Source organism: Streptococcus cristatus AS 1.3089, assembly GCF_000385925.1.
Taxonomy (GTDB): Bacteria; Bacillota; Bacilli; order Lactobacillales; family Streptococcaceae; genus Streptococcus; species Streptococcus cristatus_B.
The window spans coordinates 1,125,104-1,144,761 of record NC_021175.1 but is presented as its reverse complement, the minus strand read 5'-3'; the positions used below and the strand labels follow the sequence as shown (position 1 = coordinate 1,144,761).

Genomic DNA, 19,658 nt, shown 5'->3' with positions numbered 1-19,658 from the left:
ATTGTCGAGCAAGACGCAGTGGTTGAGTGGGCTCTACTACGCTGATTTCATCAGCTTTTACAGCCCTACTCAACTGTGCGGAGGTGGGACGATGAAATCGAATTCTAACGAATTACTGATTTCTGTCCCACTCTCTTTTTAGGATTGACAAGGATTGCTTTTTATGGGAAACTAGTTTTATATTTTTTAGCTTGTTTTTTATACTAGAAAGGAAGCTAAAGAATGACCATGAAAACGTACGTGAGGAAACCAAATGCGCTTGATTTATTTTGTGATTGCCTGCTTATCTTTGGCCTTAGGAGTGCTGGGGATTTTTCTGCCCCTTCTTCCTACGACTCCTTTTTTACTTTTGTCTATTGCTTGCTTTTCGCGCAGTTCCAAGCGGATTGAGAATTGGCTTTATCACACCAAGCTATATCAGACCTATGTTGCAGATTTTCGGGAGACAGGTTCGATTGCTAAGGAGCGCAAGAAAAAGATTATCGTATCCATCTATATCTTGATGGGAATTTCCATTGCGTTAGCTCCGATAATTTGGGTAAAAATTTTCTTATTCGCCCTGACAATCTTTATTACCTATTATCTTTTCAAGGTCATCCCAGATAAGGAATAGGCCAGGAATTACGCTAAGAAGACAAGTAAACAAGTGCGTTGGCACTTGTTTTTGGTATAATGGTAGATGGTTCACAAAGAACATCATTTTAGAAAGGATGGATTGGACTCATGCTCTGCCTTGGCCTAGCATGAAAAAGAAATTATGGAACAATTAAAAGATGCACTGCTGGAGCAGTTTGGGCTGGTGTTTGAAGACAGCAGTCTGCTAGAGACCGCTTTTACTCATACCAGCTATGCCAATGAGCACCGCCTCTTAAAAATTTCACACAATGAACGCCTGGAATTTTTAGGAGACGCTGTTCTGCAGCTGATTATTTCTGAGTATTTATATAAAAATACCCAAAAACCAGAAGGAGATTTGTCAAAACTACGCTCCATGATTGTTCGGGAGGAGAGTTTGGCTGGCTTTGCACGGGACTGTCAGTTCGATCAGTTTATCAAGCTGGGTCGCGGTGAGGAAAAGTCAGGAGGCCGCAATCGCGATACCATTCTGGGTGACTTATTTGAGGCCTTTTTGGGTGCCCTTCTTTTGGATAAGGATGTGGAGACTGTCAAAGACTTTATTTACCAAGTCATGATTCCCAAGGTAGAAGCAGGTGACTTTGAGCAGGTGACTGACTATAAGACTAAGCTGCAAGAACTCCTACAGGTTAATGGGGATGTGGAGATTGTCTATCAGGTTACAGATGAGACAGGGCCAGCCCATGCTAAGAACTTTGCTGTGGCTGTGTTAATCAATGGTCAGAAAGCGGGTCAGGGACAAGGCCGTTCTAAGAAACTGGCTGAGCAGGAAGCTGCCAAGGATGCATTTGAAAAGGAAAGTCACTAATGTTTTTAAAGGAAATTGAAATTCAGGGCTTCAAGTCATTTGCAGATAAGACCAAGGTGGTTTTTGACCAAGGTGTAACTGCTGTTGTTGGTCCCAATGGCTCTGGTAAGTCCAACATTACGGAGAGCCTGCGCTGGGCTCTGGGTGAGTCGAGCGTCAAGAGTCTGAGGGGCGGTAAGATGCCCGATGTCATTTTTGCAGGGACGGAGAACCGCAAGCCCCTCAACTATGCTTCGGTCGTTGTGGTTTTGGATAATCAGGACCAGTTTATCAAGCAAGCAGGCAAGGAAATCCGCGTCGAGCGCCATATCTATCGCAGTGGGGATAGCGAGTACAAGATTGATGGTAAAAAGGTTCGGCTGCGCGATGTCCATGACCTTTTCATGGATACAGGGCTAGGACGAGATTCTTTCTCCATCATTTCCCAAGGAAAAGTCGAGGAAATCTTTAACAGCAAGCCAGAGGAGCGCCGGGCTATTTTTGAAGAAGCGGCCGGAGTGCTCAAATATAAGACCCGCCGCAAGGAAACAGAAAGTAAGTTAGCGCAGACCCAAGACAATCTTGATCGCTTGGAAGATATTATCTACGAGCTGGATAGTCAAGTCAAACCACTGGAAAAGCAAGCTGAAACGGCCAAGCGCTTTTTAGAACTGGATCAAGAGCGTCAGGAGCTTTATCTGGATGTCTTGGTGGCTCAGATTAAGGCGAATAAAGCTGATTTGACGGTAGCAGAGGCTGATTTGGAGAGCATCAAGCAGGAGCTGGCGGCCTATTATACGAAACGGGACGAATTGGAGCGTGAAAACCAAGAGATTAAGGTCAAACGGCAGGAAGTGAATCAAAAACTGTCTGACGATCAGGCCAGTCTTTTGGAGCTGACTCGTTTAATCAGTGATTTGGAACGCCAGATAGACCTAGCTAAGTTGGAATCTAGTCAGGCGGCTAGCAGTCGTTTGGAAAATGAAGAACGTTTGGCTGGACTGAGAGAAAAAAGCCAGCAGCTGACAGCTGATATTTCCTCTAAAGAAGCTCATCTAGCTGATTTAGCAGTCCAGTTGACAGAAAATCAAGAGGCTATGAGCCAGTTGGAAGCAGAATTGGCTGACTTTTCAGATGACCCAGACCAGCTGATTGAAAATCTGCGGGATCGTTACGTCAAGCTCATGCAAGAAGAAGCGGACTTGTCCAACGACTTGACCTCGCTAGAAAATCGACTGGAGAATGAGCGGAGTCAAGCTGCCAGCAAACAGGCTGAGTTTAGCAAACTACAGGCTGATTTAAAAGCTGGTAGGGAAGAAGAAGCGGCTCGACAGGCGGAATTAGAAGAGTCACAGGCTGCTCTCAGAGCCTTGCTAGATCAGTATCAGGAGCAGCAGGGGCAGGTCGAGAAGTTGGCGACTGCTTATCAAAAGGAGCAGACCAGCATGTTTGCCCTGCTGGATGATTTGAAAAATAAAAAAGCCCGTGCAGCCAGTTTAGAAGCCATCCTCAAAAATCACAGCAATTTTTATGCAGGTGTAAAAAGCGTTCTGCAGGAGGCTGATCGTCTGGGTGGTATTGTCGGGGCAGTCAGCGAGAAATTGAGCTTCGATCCTCATTACCAGACCGCTTTGGAAATTGCGCTGGGGGCAAGTAGTCAGCATATCATCGTTGAGGACGAAGGGGCAGCGACCAGAGCCATCGATTTTCTTAAGAAAAATCGGGCTGGTCGGGCTACCTTCCTACCTCTGACGACCATCAAGGCTCGTCAACTTCCCGAGCAAAATCAATCCAGAATTGAGGCTAGTTCAGGCTTCTTAGGTATAGCTTCGGAGCTGGTGACCTATGAGCCAGGTTTGGAGAATATTTTCCAAAATCTATTGGGGACAACCGCTATTTTTGATACGATTGAGCATGCGCGTGCGGCTGCTCGTCAGGTACGTTACCAAGTCAGAATTGTAACGCTGGACGGAACGGAACTGCGCACAGGCGGTTCTTACGCCGGAGGAGCCAATCGCAATAATAACACAATCTTTATCAAGCCTGAACTGGACAGCCTGCTTGGAGAAATGGAGCAGCAGTCCCAGAAGCTGAAAGCTCAGGAGCAGCAAGTCGAAAGCTTGCAGTCTCAGCTATCAGAGGCCAAGCAAGCCTTGGAAGCCATCAAGTCTGAGGGTGAGCAAGCCCGCTTGACGGAGCAAAGAGTCAAGTTGGCCTACGAACAGATTGCAGAGCGGGTTGCGGAACTCAGCCAGCTGGAGCAACTCCAGGAGCAAGATTTGGCTAATCAGACTGAAGCAGCAGGCCTTGCTGAAAAGAAAAAAATGGAAGAGCGGCTGTCGGCTATCGAGGCTTCCAAAGTAGCCATTACTGCTGAAATCGAGCAAGTCAAGTCGAATAAAAACGCTGTTCAGGATCGTTTCGATCAGCTATCGGCTAACTTGTCAGAACTGAAATTGAAGAGCACGGAGCTGACTTCTAGCCAGCGCTTTGAGAAGAATGATTTGTCGCGTTTGCTAGAGGAGAAGGCTGCTCTGGACAAGGAAGTCGTTACTTTGCAGCTTTTGATAGAGCAAAAGGAAGAAGCGGTCAGCCAGAAGGTGGATATTTCCGTCTTGGAAGAGCAGCTTAAGACTGCCCAAGAGAAAAAGACAGACTTGGATCAGAGCCTCATCCGACTCAAATTTGAGCTGGACGACTTAGAGGGCCAGTCTGAGGATATTCTAGGGAACTTAGATCAAGCCCGTCAGCAAAACGAAAGTCTGATTCGCCGTCAGGCCAAGGCAGAGGCTGAAAAAGAGAAATTTTCAGATGCCTTGCGTCGTCTGCTGACTAATCTGACGGATAATTACCAGATCAGCTTTGAAGAGGCTGATCAAAGAGCGCGTTCTTTGGAAAATCTTGCAGCTGCAGAAGCCCAAGTCAAAGACTTAGAAAAGGCTATTCGTGCTTTGGGACCGGTCAATCTGGAAGCAGTAGAACAATTTGAAGAAGTCAGCAACCGACTGAATTTCCTCAAAAGTCAGCGGGACGATGTCCTCTCAGCCAAAAATCTTCTCTTGGAAACCATTGAAGAGATGAATGACGAAGTCAAGGAACGTTTCCAAACAACCTTTGAAGCCATTCGTGAAAGCTTCAAGCTGACCTTTAGCCAGATGTTTGGCGGCGGTTCAGCTGACCTGATCTTGACAGAAGGCGACCTGCTGACAGCTGGGGTAGAGATTTCGGTTCAGCCTCCGGGCAAGAAAATCCAATCTCTCAATCTTATGAGTGGTGGAGAAAAAGCCCTGTCAGCCTTAGCCCTTCTCTTCTCCATCATCCGCGTCAAGACCATTCCGTTTGTTATCTTGGATGAAGTTGAGGCAGCTCTGGATGAGGCCAATGTCAAGCGCTTTGGGGATTATCTCAATCGCTTTGACAAAGAAAGCCAGTTTATCGTTGTGACCCACCGTAAGGGAACCATGTCTGCGGCAGATTCCATCTATGGAGTAACCATGCAGGAGTCAGGAGTTTCCAAGATTGTGTCGGTCAAGTTAAAAGATTTAGAAAGTTTATAGTATGAGTATAAAATTAGTAGCAACAGAAATCGGAATAAGGTAATTGATACAATAGAATACTAAGAAAGCCTTTGAATAAGTTGTTTCAAGGCTTTTTACTGTCTATAGATAGAAGGAAATGGGTATCAGAAATACTTTGATTCTATGGAGACACCCTTGATTTGTTAAACGTTAAATTGCATGTTTCGAAAGTCAATCATCTTGAGGCAGTATAACTGCATAATAACATTTCTTTCGTCAATAGAAAGTAGGAGTTATAGTAAATTGTGAGAATTCTTGGTATAATGAGGATAATAAATAAAAAATAATTTGAAGGCACAGGTATGTTGATGGAAATAAACTAGGTTATAGATAATACAAAAGCGTATATCGTCTGTCATTACATTCCTTGGCGGATTTACAACGAATATTATAGGCTCTTCTCAAATGTGTTCTCTGTGATTATGGGGATTTTCTTCATGATTAATATTCTCGTAAGTAAGGAAATACTCGCACGTTTAACGCTTCGCATTCTCAATGTGGTGTTGCTAAAAGACAAAATTGAGCACATTCTTATGTCGGGGAAGTCATCGTGGATACGTATGACCGTTTCTTGATGAGTCAAATCATCGAGGCGGGAATTGTTGGGGTTATGATTTTTGCCGCATACTCTCTTGTAGGGTTGCCATATGCAGGACTTGTTGGGGTGCTGGCCGGAGTATTCTCGTTCATTCCGAATATCGGGCCGTTTATGGCGTGCGGAATCGTAATGCTCTTCATCTTTACAGAAAGCCCAATTCAAGCACTCATTTCGGTTGTCGTCTTTATGGTCGTTCAAACAGTGGAAGGCAATGTCGTCTATCCTAGGGTTGTCGGCAGTTCCGTAGGGTTGCCAACGGCTCTAACCCTTGCTACTACGTTAATCGGTGGAAATCTCTTTGGTTTAGTAGGAATGATTTTCTTCACACCAATCTTTGCCGTGATTTACCGTCTCGTGAAAGAATGGATGGAGAAACATGAACAAGCTGCTCCAGTGGTAGCTGTAGGAGGTATTATTGATGAAGAAAATTAGCGACTTAGGGATTACGGGGAAAAAGCTCCTCTTTGAAGGGATTGCGTTCCTTGTTGCTGGGATATTGCTCCTTATATTCGGACCAAGCTTCCCAGAATTGATGTTACGTCTGTTTTTAACATTCTTATGGGCCCGTGAACTATGGAATTTCTTATTCCGTTGGTTTAGTAAAGCGGCATCTAAAGACCCGTTATGGCTGAATATAGGGAAATTTTCCCTTTACGGATTTTTAGCAGGAAATCAATTCTTCCTGTCATTGCCGATTGCGATTGTAAGCATCTTGATGGGACTCAATGAAGTGATGAAGGCGGGAATTAGTGGTGTGACATACTATATTTATGTCAAAGATGATATTCGCCCGCGATTTCGCTTGCTCTTTGATACCATTTGGCTTTCAGTTGTCGGGGTAGCCACTTTAATTTCTCTTGGGGGCGACGGCAATTTGCAAATGTTCTTCCTTTCGCTCTATTTTATCGGGTATGGGATTAGCAATATTCGGGACGGCTGGTTCTTCGAGGCCGAAGTTGGAAAGAAAGTCCTTCGCAGACGCTTGCGTCGTGGGATGCCGCTTGTATTTGCTGCACTGATTCCTCGAGTAACCTTACAAAAAATTAATGATGCGTTGGAACTTGGAGAAGGCGAAACGGCTTCAGAAATTTACGACCGTGCCAAAGAAAATGCAGAACCAAACTTAGAGATGTTTATTCATGTCACAAAAGACGGGTTTGGAGCCATCGGGCATGTCGACCTGTGTTATAAGGGCCGCATTATTTCATTCGGAAACTACGATACGAATTCGGAGCGCCTCTTTGGAACGATGGGGGACGGGGTACTTTTCAGTGCCGACCGTGAAAAATACATCGAATTTTGTAAACGCGAAAATCATAAGACCCTACTGGGATATGGTCTTGCCTTGTCTCCAGAACAACTCGCGGCCATCGATAAGGAAATCGCCAAATTGATGTCGCTGACAGTGCCTTGGGATCCACCGAAAATGGTGAAACCTAAGCATCCTGGAATCGACAAAGAAGAACCAATGTATGCCTACAAGCTCAAACAAGAAGCAGATGCACTCTTGTATAAATTTACCTCTTCAAAATTCAAGACGTATTTTGTGATGAGTACCAACTGTGTATTGCTAGCCGATACGATTGTCGGGACAGCAGGCACCGATATTTTAAGCGCCCGAGGATTTATTTCACCAGGAACGTACCAAGATTACTTAGATAAGGAGTTTGAGAGACCGCATAGTCTAGTCGTGACGAAGCGCGTCTATCAGTAAGAACATGGAACTTCATGAAAAAGAATTCTTTATGAGGGAAGCGTTGAAGGAAGCGCAGAAAGCCTATGACCAAGCGGAAGTGCCAATCGGGGCTGTCGTGGTCTTGAATGGTGAAATTATTGGGCGTGGTCATAACTTACGTGAAAAGGAACAAGACGCCACGCTGCACGCCGAAATCAAAGCCATTCGCCAGGCAAACCAACACCTTGGAAGCTGGCGACTCGAAGACTGCTAAGTCAGTTTGTAGACCACGCTTCGCCAGAACGTATTTGCCAAATAGCAAAACATAAATTGAATTTAGGATAACTAAATATATAAAAAGTTTATGTGATGTTATTTTATAAAATAAAAAGTAAATAGATATAGTATAAACAATATCAAAAACGGTCAGGTCATAGAAATATGATCTGACTGTTTTTCATCTGTGGAATGAAGTGTTAGTTTTATGATATAATATAAAGGATTAACAGAGATGAGAAATGATGGGGGTTGCCTAAATCCTTAAAAGATGCATACCCTAAATGCCCTTTGCACACCCCTAATTCAAAAAGGAGATAATTGTATGATAAGACTCATTGCCACAGATATGGACGGGACTTTTTTAGATGACAAGGGTCAGTTTGATATGGAGCGGCTCAAGCACCTGCTAGCTCAGTTTAGAGAAAAGGGCATCTACTTTGCTGTTGCCAGTGGTCGAGGGATTCTCTCTCTTGAGAAGCTCTTTCATGAAGTTCGGGATGATATTATCTTTATCGCAGAAAATGGTAGCCTAGTAGAGTTTCAAGGAAAAGATCTATACGAAGCAACCATGCCAAGAGAATTTTATCTAAAGGTATTTGACAAGCTTAAGGAGTCGCCTTTTGTCAATATCAATGAGTTGCTTCTGACAGGGAAAAAAGGCTGTTATGTGCTAGAGACAGTAGATCCGACTTATCTCTCTTTCAGCGCTAATTATAATGAAAATATCCAAAAAGTTGCTGATTTTAGTGAGATTACAGACGAGATTTTTAAATTCACGACCAATTTCAGCGAAGAAACAGTGGCCGACGGCGAAGCCTGGGTCAATGAAAATGTCGCAGGTGTCAAGGCGATGACAACAGGCTATAAGTCGATTGATATCGTGCTGGACTATGTGGATAAAGGCGTGGCTCTTGTCGAGCTAGCTAAGAAGCTAGGCCTAGAAATGGACCAGGTCATGGCTTTTGGCGATAACCTCAATGACCTGCATATGATGCAGGTGGTGGGGCACCCGATTGCACCAGAAAATGCACGGCCGGAAATTTTGGCAGTTGCGAAAGAAGTGATTGGCCACCATGCGGCCCAATCTGTTATGACCTACATGGAGGGCTTATAATGGCTGATATTAAATTGATCGCTTTGGACTTGGACGGGACGCTTTTGACTACGGATAAAAAGATTTCTCAAGGGAATCTGGCAGCGCTCAAAGCGGCTCAGCAGCAAGGTGTCAAAGTTGTATTGACCACAGGGCGTCCGCTTAAGGCTATGGAATTTTTCCTGCATGAGCTGGGCACTGATGGTCAGGCAGATGAATACACCATTACCTTTAATGGTGGTCTAGTTCAGCGCAATACAGGCGAAATTTTGGATAAAACAGTTTTTGCCTACGATGATGTAGCTAGAATTTATGAAGAGACTGAGAAATTGGGTCTGCCTCTGGATGCGATTGATGGGGGCTTGGTTTATCAGATTCAATCAGACCAAGTATCGCTCTATGCGGAGTTTAATCCAGCTCTGAACTTTGAATCCATTGCTTTTGAAGACCTTTCTAGCCAAATTACCTACAATAAGTGCGTCACAGCCTTTGCTCAGGAACCGCTGGATGCAGCCATTCCTCATATTGCGCCCGAACTGTTTGACCAGTATGAGATTTTCAAATCACGGGAAATGCTGCTGGAATGGTCACCGAAAAATGTCCACAAGGCGACTGGTTTGGAGAAACTGATTGCCCACTTGGGAATTGATAAAAGCCAAGTTATGGCCTGCGGTGACGAAGCCAATGATCTGTCAATGATTGCTTGGGCTGGGCTAGGAGTTGCCATGCAAAATGCTGTGCCAGAAGTCAAGGAAGTCGCAGAAGTTGTCACTCCGATGACCAATGATGAAGATGCAGTTGCTTGGGCCATTCGGAAATATGTATTGAAGGAGAACTAAAGAATGGGATTATTTGACCGTCTTTTTGGACGTAAAAAAGAGGAACTTGAAGAAAAGCCCCAGTTAGAGGAGCAGGCAGAGGAGAGTTATCAGACTACAGAGACTGAAGTCCCATTTGAGGCAGAATCCCAGCCTCTTGCTGCTTCCAATGAAGAAACAGCGGAAACTCAGGAAGTAGAGTTTGTGTTAGAAGAGAAGATAGAGTCTACAGATTCAGCAATTTCTGAGCAGGAATTTGCCCCAACTACTCAACAAGCTGACTTATCTGAACCAGTGCTTGAAGACGAGGAAAGTCCTGAACAAGTTTTGGCTGAGGCAGAAGAGCAGTCTGAAACTTCAGCAAATCAAGCGTTGGAAAGTAGTAGCGAATCAGAAGCGGCGACTGAAAGCAGAGATTATTACCAAGAATTACAGGAACGTTTGGCTGCAGCGAGAGAGCAAATTAACTACGAATCAGAGCAAGAAGTATCTAGTGAGCAGGAAGCAAGCACTTCTTCAAAAGTAGACTCGACCGAGTATGGAGAAGAGGCAGAGGAAGAACTGACTCCCGCAGAAACATCTGAGAGTTCTACTGAATACCAAGAAGAGAGTGTTCAAGACAAGTATGACCGCAGTCTAAAAAAGACGCGGACTGGCTTTGGTGCTCGTCTCAATGCCTTCTTTGCTAATTTCCGCTCAGTTGACGAAGATTTCTTTGAAGACTTGGAAGAATTGCTGATTACCAGTGATGTCGGTGTGCAGGTAGCTTCCAATCTAACTGAGGACTTGCGCTATGAAGCACGCCTGGAAAATGCTAAGAAACCAGAAGCCTTGCGCCAACTAATCATTGAAAAATTGGTCGATATCTATGAGAAAGATGGCCGCTTTAATGAAAAAATCAATTTCCAAAACGGTTTGACTGTCATGCTCTTTGTCGGAGTAAATGGCGTAGGCAAGACGACCTCAATCGGTAAATTGGCCTATAAATACAAGCAAGAAGGTAAAAAAGTGATGCTGGTGGCAGCAGATACCTTCCGAGCTGGAGCAGTTGCCCAGCTGGCTGAGTGGGGTCGCCGAGTCGATGTGCCTGTTGTGACTGGTCCAGAAAAGAGCGATCCAGCCAGTGTCGTGTTTGACGGTTTAGAAAGGGCCAAGGCTGAAAATGTCGATATTCTCATGATTGATACAGCAGGTCGCTTGCAAAATAAGGACAATCTCATGGCAGAGCTGGAAAAAATCGGTCGCATTATCAAGCGGGTGGATCCAGCAGCGCCGCACGAAACCTTCCTAGCTTTGGATGCTTCCACTGGTCAAAATGCGCTGGTTCAGGCCAAAGAATTTTCAAAAATTACGCCTGTGACAGGTATTGTCCTGACTAAGATTGACGGAACTGCGCGCGGTGGTGTTGTGCTTGCCATTCGTCAGGAACTGGATATTCCAGTGAAGCTGATTGGTTTTGGCGAGAAAATTGACGATATCGGCGAGTTTAACTCTGAGAACTTTATGAGAGGTCTCCTAGAAGGTTTGGTGTAATAGTCTATCAATAAAGCCTAAATTGAAATCAAACTCTTCTATCAAAAAGTAATCAAAATAGATGAAAAGGTTTGCTTGTTGCAAGCCTTTTTTCTTCTTTTTTGATATAATAAGAAGAATAAAATGAAAGAAGGAAATCCAATCATGGGAAAACTTGAAGTTATTGCTCATCCACTAATTCAGCATAAATTGTCTATCTTGCGTCGTACAGATACCTCTACTAAAGCTTTTCGTGAATTGGTAGATGAAATCGCAATGCTGATGGGATACGAAGTTTTGCGCGATTTACCACTTGAAGATGTAGAAATTGAAACACCAATTACGAAAACAGTTCAAAAGCAGATTGCAGGGAAAAAATTGGCGATTGTCCCAATCTTGCGGGCTGGTATCGGTATGGTAGATGGTCTCCTGAGCTTGGTTCCTGCTGCTAAAGTCGGCCACATTGGAATGTACCGTGACGAAGAAACCTTGAAGCCAGTTGAATATTTGGTAAAATTGCCAGAAGACATTGACCAACGTCAAATCTTTGTTGTCGATCCAATGTTGGCTACGGGTGGATCTGCTATTTTGGCTGTAGATTCTCTGAAGAAACGTGGCGCAAGCAACATCACCTTTGTCTGCTTAGTGTCTGCTCCAGAAGGTGTTAAAGCCTTGCAGGATGCTCATCCTGATGTAGATATTTTCACTGCTGCCCTTGATGATCATCTTAATGAGCACGGCTACATCGTTCCAGGTCTCGGAGATGCTGGTGACCGCCTCTTTGGTACAAAATAATAGCTAGAAGTTACAAAAAGGAAAGTTCTGCCAAACCGGTGGATTTGTGCTTTCTAAACCAAAGATAATCTCAGCGCTGCTTTCTGTCATCCGACAGAGAAAGCAAATATTTGACCTTTTTTGACCAAAAAGATATAATAATGAATAGATCGAATGAAGGAGAAAATATTCATGATTCCTGTAGTTATTGAACAAACCAGCCGTGGTGAGCGTTCTTATGACATTTACTCACGCCTTTTAAAAGACCGTATTATCATGCTGACAGGTCCTGTTGAGGACAATATGGCTAATTCTGTTATTGCGCAATTGCTTTTCCTAGATGCACAAGACAGCACCAAGGACATCTATCTTTATGTTAATACTCCGGGTGGCTCTGTGTCAGCGGGATTGGCGATTGTAGATACTATGAACTTCATTAAGTCTGATGTGCAGACGATTGTCATGGGAATGGCAGCTAGCATGGGAACTATCATTGCTTCTAGCGGTGCTAAGGGCAAACGATTCATGCTTCCAAACGCAGAGTATATGATCCACCAGCCAATGGGTGGTACTGGTGGCGGTACTCAGCAAACAGATATGGCCATTGCAGCAGAGCATTTGCTCAAGACTCGTAAGACCTTGGAGCAAATTCTTGCTGATAATTCTGGTAAATCGGTTGAGCAAATTCACGCAGATGCCGAACGTGATTACTGGATGAGTGCTCAAGAAACCTTGGAATATGGTTTCATCGATGAAATCATGGCTAATAATAATCTTAGCTAGTTTTCATTTATAACTAGGAAAAAATGCCCCATTTGTGGGCTTTTTTTGATATAATCAATAGAGTACAAATGACCAGAGAGGATTGTCATGTTTAAAAAAGAGGAACGAATGGGTTTCATCATTCATCTATACTATAATCGCGATGCAAAGAAGCTGGCTCATGTTGGAGATATTATTTATCATTCTAAGAAACACCGTTATTTGCAGCTTTATGTGGCAAAAGATCAGGCGGATTCTCTGAAGGAGAGCCTGTCAAAAGAGTCCTATATCAAAAAAATCCAGACTTGCGAGATCCAAAATCTGGATACGAATTTTGTTGGAAGTTTATTTAGAAACCAAGAAAACGCTATTATTTAAAAAAATGGCTTCTTTGGGTTGACAATTGTCAGATAATTCGGTATATTCTTACTATATCATTTGCAAACATAGCAAAAAACAAAATAGAGGAGATTATTCATGAAGAAAAAATTTGCACTTTCGCTTGTAGCTTTTGCTAGTGCTGCGCTTCTAGCAGCCTGTGGAGAGGTTTCGACAAACAACTCATCCGCTACTGGAACAGAAATCGGTAAAACACTTAAGTTCGGTTTCAACTTTGAAGAAACTGGTGCTGTAGCAGCTTACGGTACTGCAGAACAACACGGTGCTCAGCTTGCTGTTGATGAAATCAATGCAGCTGGCGGTGTAGACGGTAAGAAGATCGAAGTCACTGATAAAGACAATAAATCAGAAACAGCAGAAGCAGCTACTATTTCTACAAGCTTGGCGACTCAAGATAAGGTGAATACAATCATCGGTCCTGCGACTTCAGGTGGGGTTGCGGCTGCAATTGCCAATGCTGGTAAAGCTGGTGTGCCTTTGGTAACGCCAAGTGCTACACAGGATGATTTGACAAAAAACCAAGACTATCTGTATCGTGCAACCTTTACTGATAGTTACCAAGGTAAAGTCATCTCTAAATATGTAACAGAAAACTTGAAAGCTAAGAAAGTTGTACTCTATTATGACAACTCAAGCGACTACGCTAAAGGAATGGCTGAAGCCTTCAAGAAAGAATACAAGGGTGAAATCGTTACGACAGAAACATTCGCTTCTGGTGACTCAGATTTCCAAGCAGCTTTGACAAAGATCAAGAGCAAAGAATTTGATTCACTGGTTGTACTAGGTTACTACACAGAAGCTGGTAAATTGGTGAACCAAGCGCGTGGTTTGGGAATTAACCAAACAATCGTTGGACCTGATGGATTTAGCGATGCCAAATTCGTTGAGCAAGCAACTCCAGCAGCAGCAACTAATGTTTATTATGTATCTGGTTTCTCAACTTCAGGTGACATGACAGATAAAGCGAAGAAATTCGTTGAAGCTTACAAAGCTAAGTACAATGAAGAACCTTCTATGTTTGCAGCCCTTTCATATGACGCAGTTTATATGGCAGCAGAAGCATCTAAGGGTGCAAAAACATCTGTAGAAATTAAAGATAACCTTGCTAAGTTAAAAGACTTTGAAGGAGTTACTGGATCTATTACCATTGATAAAGATCACAACCCTGTGAAGACAGCCTTGATGATTGGTTTGAAAGATGGTAAAGTAGATACTGTTGAGACAGTTAAACCTGAATAAAGGGTCTGAGGCTGGGGACAAACCCAGTCTTTGACTTGTTTCTTACTTGCTTATGATGTTTGAGTAGAGACGGCAAGACAAGGCTTCGTCTGAGATTGTTGTTTCTGCTCTTATTTTATATTAGAAAGAGTGGTGTGGAATGCTCGAACAAATTCTTCAGCAGCTAGCCAATGGATTGATTTTGGGGAGTGTCTATGCGCTTCTGGCCTTGGGTTATACCATGGTTTACGGAATTATCAAATTGATTAATTTCGCGCATGGAGACATTTATATGATCGGTGCTTTCATGGGATATTACCTGATTAACACCCTTCACCTGAATTTCTTCGTGGCCCTTATTTTATCTATGGTTGGTACAGCAATCCTTGGTGTAGTGATTGAATTCTTAGCCTATCGTCCGCTGCGCAATTCGACACGGATTGCAGCCTTAATTACGGCGATTGGGGTTTCTTTCCTTTTGGAATACGGGATGGTCTTCTTTGTAGGTGCCAATACTCGTTCTTTCCCTCAGGTGATTGAAACGGTGCGTTATACGATTGGACCAGTTTCGATTTCCAATATCCAACTAATGATTTTGGGAATTTCTATTTTACTCATGGTTGGATTGCAGTTTATCGTGCAAAAAACCAAAATGGGGAAAGCCATGCGGGCTGTTTCCGTGGATAGCGATGCAGCCCAGCTCATGGGAATCAATGTCAATCGTACGATCAGCTTTACTTTTGCTTTGGGTTCAGCCTTGGCAGGAGCAGCAGGGGTGCTGATTGCCCTTTACTACAACTCGCTTGAGCCACTGATGGGAATGACCCCAGGGATCAAGTCCTTCGTTGCCGCAGTTTTGGGCGGAATCGGTATCATCCCAGGGGCAGCTTTGGGTGGATTTGTAATCGGTCTCTTGGAAACTTTTGCAACAGCAGTTGGATTATCAGATTTCCGAGATGCGATTGTGTATGCAATTTTGATTATCATTCTATTGGTTCGTCCTGCTGGTATTCTAGGTAAAAATGTGAAAGAGAAGGTGTAATGTATGAAAAATAATTTAAAAGTAAATGCGTTATGGCTTGCTCTGATCCTTTTTGGTTACCTATTACTGACAGTGCTTGCTAGCACAGGTATTCTCAATCCTTTTTATCTGCAAATCTTTGAGCAGATTGGGATTAATATTATTTTGGCTGTTGGCCTTAATCTCATTGTTGGTTTCTCTGGGCAATTCTCACTGGGACATGCTGGCTTTATGGCCATTGGTGCCTATGCAGTAGCCATTATGGGTTCTAAATCCCCAACCTACGGTTCTTTCTTTATTGCTATGTTGGTCGGCGCTGTTCTTGCAGGTGCGGTGGCCCTGCTTGTTGGTATTCCTACCCTTCGCTTAAAGGGAGACTATTTGGCGATTGCGACCTTGGGTGTTTCTGAAATTATCCGGATTTTGATTGTCAATGGTGGCGAATTGACCAATGGTGCGGCAGGGATCCTGTCTATTCCACCATTTACATCTTGGCAGCTGGTTTATGCCTTTGTTGTGATTACGACTATTTTGACCCTCAACTTCCTCCGCAGTCCTATTGGACGCAGCACCTTGTCTGTTCGTGAGGATGAGATTGCGGCAGAGTCTGTCGGTGTCAATACAACAAAAATTAAAGTCATTGCTTTTGTTTTTGGAGCTATTACAGCTTCTATTGCAGGCTCTTTGCAGGCCGGATTTGTCGGTTCAGTAGTGCCAAAAGACTACTCCTTCATCAATACGATTAACGTTTTGATTATCGTCGTTTTTGGTGGTCTTGGATCAATGACTGGAGCAATTGTAGCGGCAGTGGTACTGGGTATCCTCAATATGCTTTTACAAGATATCTCAAGCGTTCGGATGATCGTTTATTCACTTGCCTTAATTTTGGTTATGATTTTCCGCCCAGGCGGCTTGCTTGGTACTTGGGAATTTAGCTTGGCTAAGCTCTTTAAAAAGAATAAGGAGGTCAAAGAATAATGGCACTTCTTGATGTAAAAAAATTAACCAAAAATTTTGGAGGACTAACAGCTGTTAGTGACGTAACTCTGGAGTTAAACGAAGGGGAACTGGTCGGTCTTATCGGGCCTAACGGTGCTGGAAAGACAACTCTTTTCAACCTTTTGACGGGTGTTTATGAGCCGAGTGAGGGAACGGTCACTTTGGATGGGCACTTGCTGAATGGCAAGCAACCTTACAAAATTGCGACTCTGGGGCTCAGCCGGACATTCCAAAATATCCGTCTTTTTAAAGATTTGACAGTCTTGGATAATGTGTTGATTGCTTTTGGTAATCACCATAAACCTCATGTGTTGGCTTCTTTCTTCCGCCTTCCAGCATTTTATAAAAATGAAGAAGAATTGAAAGCGAAAGCTTTGGAATTGCTGGCCATCTTTGACTTGGATAAGGAAGCAGAAACCTTGGCTAAAAATTTGGCCTACGGTCAGCAACGTCGTCTGGAGATTGTCCGAGCGCTTGCCACAGAGCCTAAGATTCTCTTCTTGGATGAGCCAGCTGCTGGGATGAATCCACAGGAAACAGCTGAGCTGACTGCCCTAATCCGTCGGATTAAAAATGAATTTAACATTACCATCATGCTGATTGAGCATGATATGAGTCTGGTTATGGAAGTAACTGAGCGCATCTACGTACTAGAGTATGGTCGCTTGATTGCCCACGGCACACCAGATGAGATTAAGAATGACAAACGCGTTATTGAAGCTTATCTAGGAGGTGAAGCCTAATGTCGATGCTCAAAGTTGAAAATCTATCCGTCCACTACGGCATGATTCAGGCTGTCCGTGATGTCAGCTTTGAAGTCAACGAAGGAGAAGTCGTCTCCCTTATCGGAGCTAATGGTGCTGGGAAAACAACCATCCTCCGCACGATTTCTGGTTTGGTTCGCCCAAGTGCTGGGAAGATTGAATTTTTAGGCAATGAAATTCAAAAAGTACCTGCTCAAAAGATTGTAGCGGCGGGGCTTTCACAGGTTCCAGAAGGGCGCCATGTCTTTCCAGGTTTGACCGTTTTAGAAAATCTCGAAATGGGAGCTTTTCTTAAGAAAAATCGCGAAGAAAACCAAGCCAATCTCAAAAAAGTCTTCTCTCGTTTCCCACGTTTGGAAGAGCGTAAGAACCAAGATGCGGCGACTCTATCTGGTGGTGAGCAGCAGATGCTAGCTATGGGCCGAGCGCTTATGTCTACGCCTAAGCTCTTACTCTTGGACGAGCCGTCAATGGGGTTGGCTCCTATCTTCATCCAAGAAATCTTTGACATCATTCAAGACATCCAAAAACAGGGAACAACTGTGCTTTTGATCGAGCAAAATGCCAACAAGGCGCTCTCTATCGCTAACCGCGGTTATGTCCTTGAAACAGGTAACATCGTCTTGTCCGGAACAGGACAAGAACTCCTGACTTCTGACGAAGTCCGCAAAGCATATCTAGGTGGCTGAAACAATCTGGGAGATTGTTTCAGACTGCAAATGGGAACTCGCGGTAGCGAGTTTTCTTCAAAATGTCTGGGAGACATATTTAGATTGTGGATAGAAAGTTACGGTAGTAACTTAACATTTTAAAAAGGTCCAGTGGACCTTTTTTGTTTTCAAGATAAATTTGTTTATTTGGATGGGCCGTTAGCCGTTTTTGGTTACAACCAAAGAGTTGCATTGGCAACTGTACGTTTTTTAAAATTCGCTGGGGCTTTTTAGATGAGGCTAGAGTTTCGTAGTATAGTTTTCTTTGATAAAAGTCTCCATTTTTTAAGTGCTGTGGTGGTAAGCGATGTAACAGTTCCACATGACCTTTTCTCTGAATCTGTTTCTTCATTTTAAGTATCGAGCGAAAATATGGTAAAATATGGGTGAAGAAAAATTGCTCGGGTCGAAATAAAGATTGGAAATTTCGGAAATAATTTGTCAAAGTATAGGATTTGCTTATTGGTGGTAACTGGCGAGATGGAGAGTAAGTTTAGCTTTTTATTTTGAAGTGAAGAAAGAAGCTTTTTTCTGTTCGTCTCTACACAATTCTCTTACGCAACTAGAATTCAATAGAGATATGCCTATCAGGGATAGAAAATGGCAGTCGAGTTTCTTTGTTTGATGTGCTTGAGCGGGTAATATTAGTTTTTGAAAACATTTAAATAATTATAGAGGATGAAATATGAAACTAGTCAGTGACAGGCTTTTGAAAAAGGTTATTATAAATCGATCGCCAGACAGCCATAAAGGCGACTATGGTCGCCTGCTCTTGATTGGCGGGACCTATCCCTATGGTGGAGCTATTATCATGGCTGCCTTGGCCGCAGTAAGGAGCGGAGCTGGTTTGGTGACTGTTGCAACTGAACGGGAAAATATTCCTGCCCTCCATGCCCATTTGCCAGAGGCTATGGCCTTTGATTTGTGGGAGCAAGAGCGACTGATGGAGCAGATCCGCAAGGCTACTGTTATTTTAATCGGACCGGGTTTGGCTGAAAATTCTTTAGAGAAATCGGTGCTGCAGTTGGTTTTACAGCTTGTAAACAAGCAACAAATCTTGATTATGGATGGGGGCGCTATCTCGCTTTTTGCCAAGCAAGCTCTACCTTTTCCAAACTCCCAGACAATTTTTACTCCTCACCAGAAAGAATGGGAAAGCTTGTCTGGCCTGCCCATCGAGTCACAGGACGAAAAATCTAGCCAAAAGGCTGTTGACCAATTTCCTAAGGGGACTCTAGTTGTACAGAAAAGGAATGGAACGCGAATTTTTCAGAGTAGGGAAAAGGATGTTTATCAACTGCAGGTTGGTGGTCCCTATCAAGCAACTGGCGGTATGGGAGATACCTTGGCAGGGATGATTGCCGGCTTTGCAGGTCAATTTGAGCAGGTTTCACTTTTTGAAAGAGTAACAGCTGCGACCTACTTGCATTCAGCCATTGCGGATGAGTTAGCCAAAGAAGTTTATGTGGTATTACCGACAGAATTGAGTCAACAAATTTCAACTTGGATGAAAAATTTTAGTCAATAAATCTTGGGAGGCTTGGAAAAATTCGAGTCTCTTTTTGTGATTTTGGGAATCTTGTCCCGACTGAGAAAAACTAGGATTTTTCTTCTTTTTTACATGATCTATTTTTAAATATATATTAAAAAGTTAATATGATAGAAAACTTTTTTGTGCTATAATAATAATAAAGTATGAGAGTTAATATTATACAATTTAGTAGAAATGGATAAGTGCAAAAAGTGTTATGTCAGAGTTAAGGATAGCAATTGGAAAAAAAATTAGAGAATTGAGGGAACAACGTAAAATGACAAGGGAATTGCTGTGTGAGGATGAGACTCGTTTGACAGTCAGACAGCTTGCTCGGATCGAGGCAGGCGATTCGATTCCTAGTTTACTAACCTTAGAATTCATTGCGCAGCAGTTGCACATCGAAATGTATCAAATTATCAAAGAAAGTTCCAAGTGATAGTGATTTTATGATGAAAATCAGGAACTTGGAATCACTGACTTACACCATTTTTGGTATAATAA

At 43.3% G+C, this 19,658-nt stretch carries 17 protein-coding genes and 2 pseudogenes; all 19 read left to right on the top strand.

All coding sequences use genetic code 11. The features are described 5' to 3' along the window. Positions 1 to 253 precede the first annotated feature (253 nt). The 19 genes and pseudogenes from I872_RS05695 (at position 254) to I872_RS05605 (ending at position 19,593) form a co-directional block, all read left to right on the top strand. Positions 254 to 613: a YbaN family protein gene (locus tag I872_RS05695; RefSeq protein ID WP_015605195.1), complete on the top strand. Its 360-nt coding sequence runs from the start codon at positions 254 to 256 to the stop codon at positions 611 to 613. A gap of 144 nt (positions 614 to 757) precedes the next feature. Continuing rightward, positions 758 to 1,444, top strand: coding sequence for a ribonuclease III (gene rnc / locus I872_RS05690; RefSeq protein ID WP_015605194.1), 687 nt, complete (start codon positions 758 to 760; stop codon positions 1,442 to 1,444). Beyond that, positions 1,444 to 4,980, top strand: coding sequence for a chromosome segregation protein SMC (smc, locus tag I872_RS05685; protein ID WP_015605193.1), 3,537 nt, complete (start codon positions 1,444 to 1,446; stop codon positions 4,978 to 4,980). The genes rnc and smc overlap by 1 nt, the downstream gene beginning before the upstream one ends. Before the next feature lie 366 nt (positions 4,981 to 5,346). Then, positions 5,347 to 6,031, top strand: a pseudogene (locus tag I872_RS05680) (AI-2E family transporter); the annotation flags it as partial. After that, positions 6,018 to 7,313 carry a hypothetical protein gene (locus I872_RS05675; protein ID WP_015605191.1) on the top strand — a complete coding sequence of 432 codons (1,296 nt, stop codon included), beginning with the start codon at positions 6,018 to 6,020 and terminating at the stop codon, positions 7,311 to 7,313. The pseudogene I872_RS05680 and the gene I872_RS05675, both read left to right, overlap by 14 nt. Positions 7,314 to 7,317: 4 nt before the next feature. Next, a pseudogene (locus I872_RS05670) lies at positions 7,318 to 7,545 on the top strand (nucleoside deaminase); the annotation flags it as partial. A 330-nt stretch (positions 7,546 to 7,875) separates the two neighbouring features. Next, entirely contained in the window at positions 7,876 to 8,667 is a 792-nt protein-coding gene (locus I872_RS05665; RefSeq protein WP_015605189.1) for a Cof-type HAD-IIB family hydrolase, read from the top strand. Continuing rightward, the gene (locus I872_RS05660; RefSeq protein ID WP_015605188.1) at positions 8,667 to 9,485 is read left to right on the top strand and encodes a Cof-type HAD-IIB family hydrolase; all 819 of its coding nucleotides are present in this window, start codon (positions 8,667 to 8,669) and stop codon (positions 9,483 to 9,485) included. The genes I872_RS05665 and I872_RS05660 overlap by 1 nt, the downstream gene beginning before the upstream one ends. A 3-nt stretch (positions 9,486 to 9,488) precedes the next feature. Beyond that, entirely contained in the window at positions 9,489 to 10,997 is a 1,509-nt protein-coding gene (gene ftsY, locus I872_RS05655) for a signal recognition particle-docking protein FtsY (protein WP_015605187.1), read from the top strand. Positions 10,998 to 11,141: 144 nt separating this feature from the next. Then, a complete protein-coding gene (gene upp, locus I872_RS05650) occupies positions 11,142 to 11,771 on the top strand; it encodes a uracil phosphoribosyltransferase (RefSeq protein ID WP_015605186.1) in 630 nt (209 codons plus the stop codon). A gap of 171 nt (positions 11,772 to 11,942) precedes the next feature. Continuing rightward, positions 11,943 to 12,533 (top strand): ATP-dependent Clp protease proteolytic subunit, encoded by a 591-nt coding sequence (locus tag I872_RS05645; protein ID WP_015605185.1) that lies wholly within the window; start codon positions 11,943 to 11,945, stop codon positions 12,531 to 12,533. Positions 12,534 to 12,620: 87 nt separating this feature from the next. Then, positions 12,621 to 12,890: a DUF2129 domain-containing protein gene (locus tag I872_RS05640; RefSeq protein WP_015605184.1), complete on the top strand. Its 270-nt coding sequence runs from the start codon at positions 12,621 to 12,623 to the stop codon at positions 12,888 to 12,890. A 99-nt stretch (positions 12,891 to 12,989) separates the two neighbouring features. Next, positions 12,990 to 14,150 (top strand): ABC transporter substrate-binding protein, encoded by a 1,161-nt coding sequence (locus I872_RS05635; protein ID WP_015605183.1) that lies wholly within the window; start codon positions 12,990 to 12,992, stop codon positions 14,148 to 14,150. A 151-nt stretch (positions 14,151 to 14,301) separates the two neighbouring features. Next, the gene (locus I872_RS05630; RefSeq protein ID WP_095666451.1) at positions 14,302 to 15,171 is read left to right on the top strand and encodes a branched-chain amino acid ABC transporter permease; all 870 of its coding nucleotides are present in this window, start codon (positions 14,302 to 14,304) and stop codon (positions 15,169 to 15,171) included. 3 nt (positions 15,172 to 15,174) lie between these two features. Next, positions 15,175 to 16,128, top strand: coding sequence for a branched-chain amino acid ABC transporter permease (locus I872_RS05625; RefSeq protein WP_015605181.1), 954 nt, complete (start codon positions 15,175 to 15,177; stop codon positions 16,126 to 16,128). Beyond that, complete coding sequence (locus I872_RS05620) at positions 16,128 to 16,892, top strand: ABC transporter ATP-binding protein (protein ID WP_015605180.1); 765 nt, start codon at positions 16,128 to 16,130, stop codon at positions 16,890 to 16,892. The genes I872_RS05625 and I872_RS05620 overlap by 1 nt, the downstream gene beginning before the upstream one ends. After that, positions 16,892 to 17,602, top strand: coding sequence for an ABC transporter ATP-binding protein (locus I872_RS05615; RefSeq protein WP_041826806.1), 711 nt, complete (start codon positions 16,892 to 16,894; stop codon positions 17,600 to 17,602). Before I872_RS05620 ends, I872_RS05615 begins: the two co-directional genes overlap by 1 nt. 706 nt (positions 17,603 to 18,308) lie before the next feature. After that, positions 18,309 to 19,151: an NAD(P)H-hydrate dehydratase gene (locus tag I872_RS05610; protein ID WP_015605177.1), complete on the top strand. Its 843-nt coding sequence runs from the start codon at positions 18,309 to 18,311 to the stop codon at positions 19,149 to 19,151. A gap of 220 nt (positions 19,152 to 19,371) precedes the next feature. Continuing rightward, entirely contained in the window at positions 19,372 to 19,593 is a 222-nt protein-coding gene (locus tag I872_RS05605; protein WP_041826805.1) for a helix-turn-helix domain-containing protein, read from the top strand. The last annotated feature ends 65 nt before the right edge of the window (positions 19,594 to 19,658 follow it).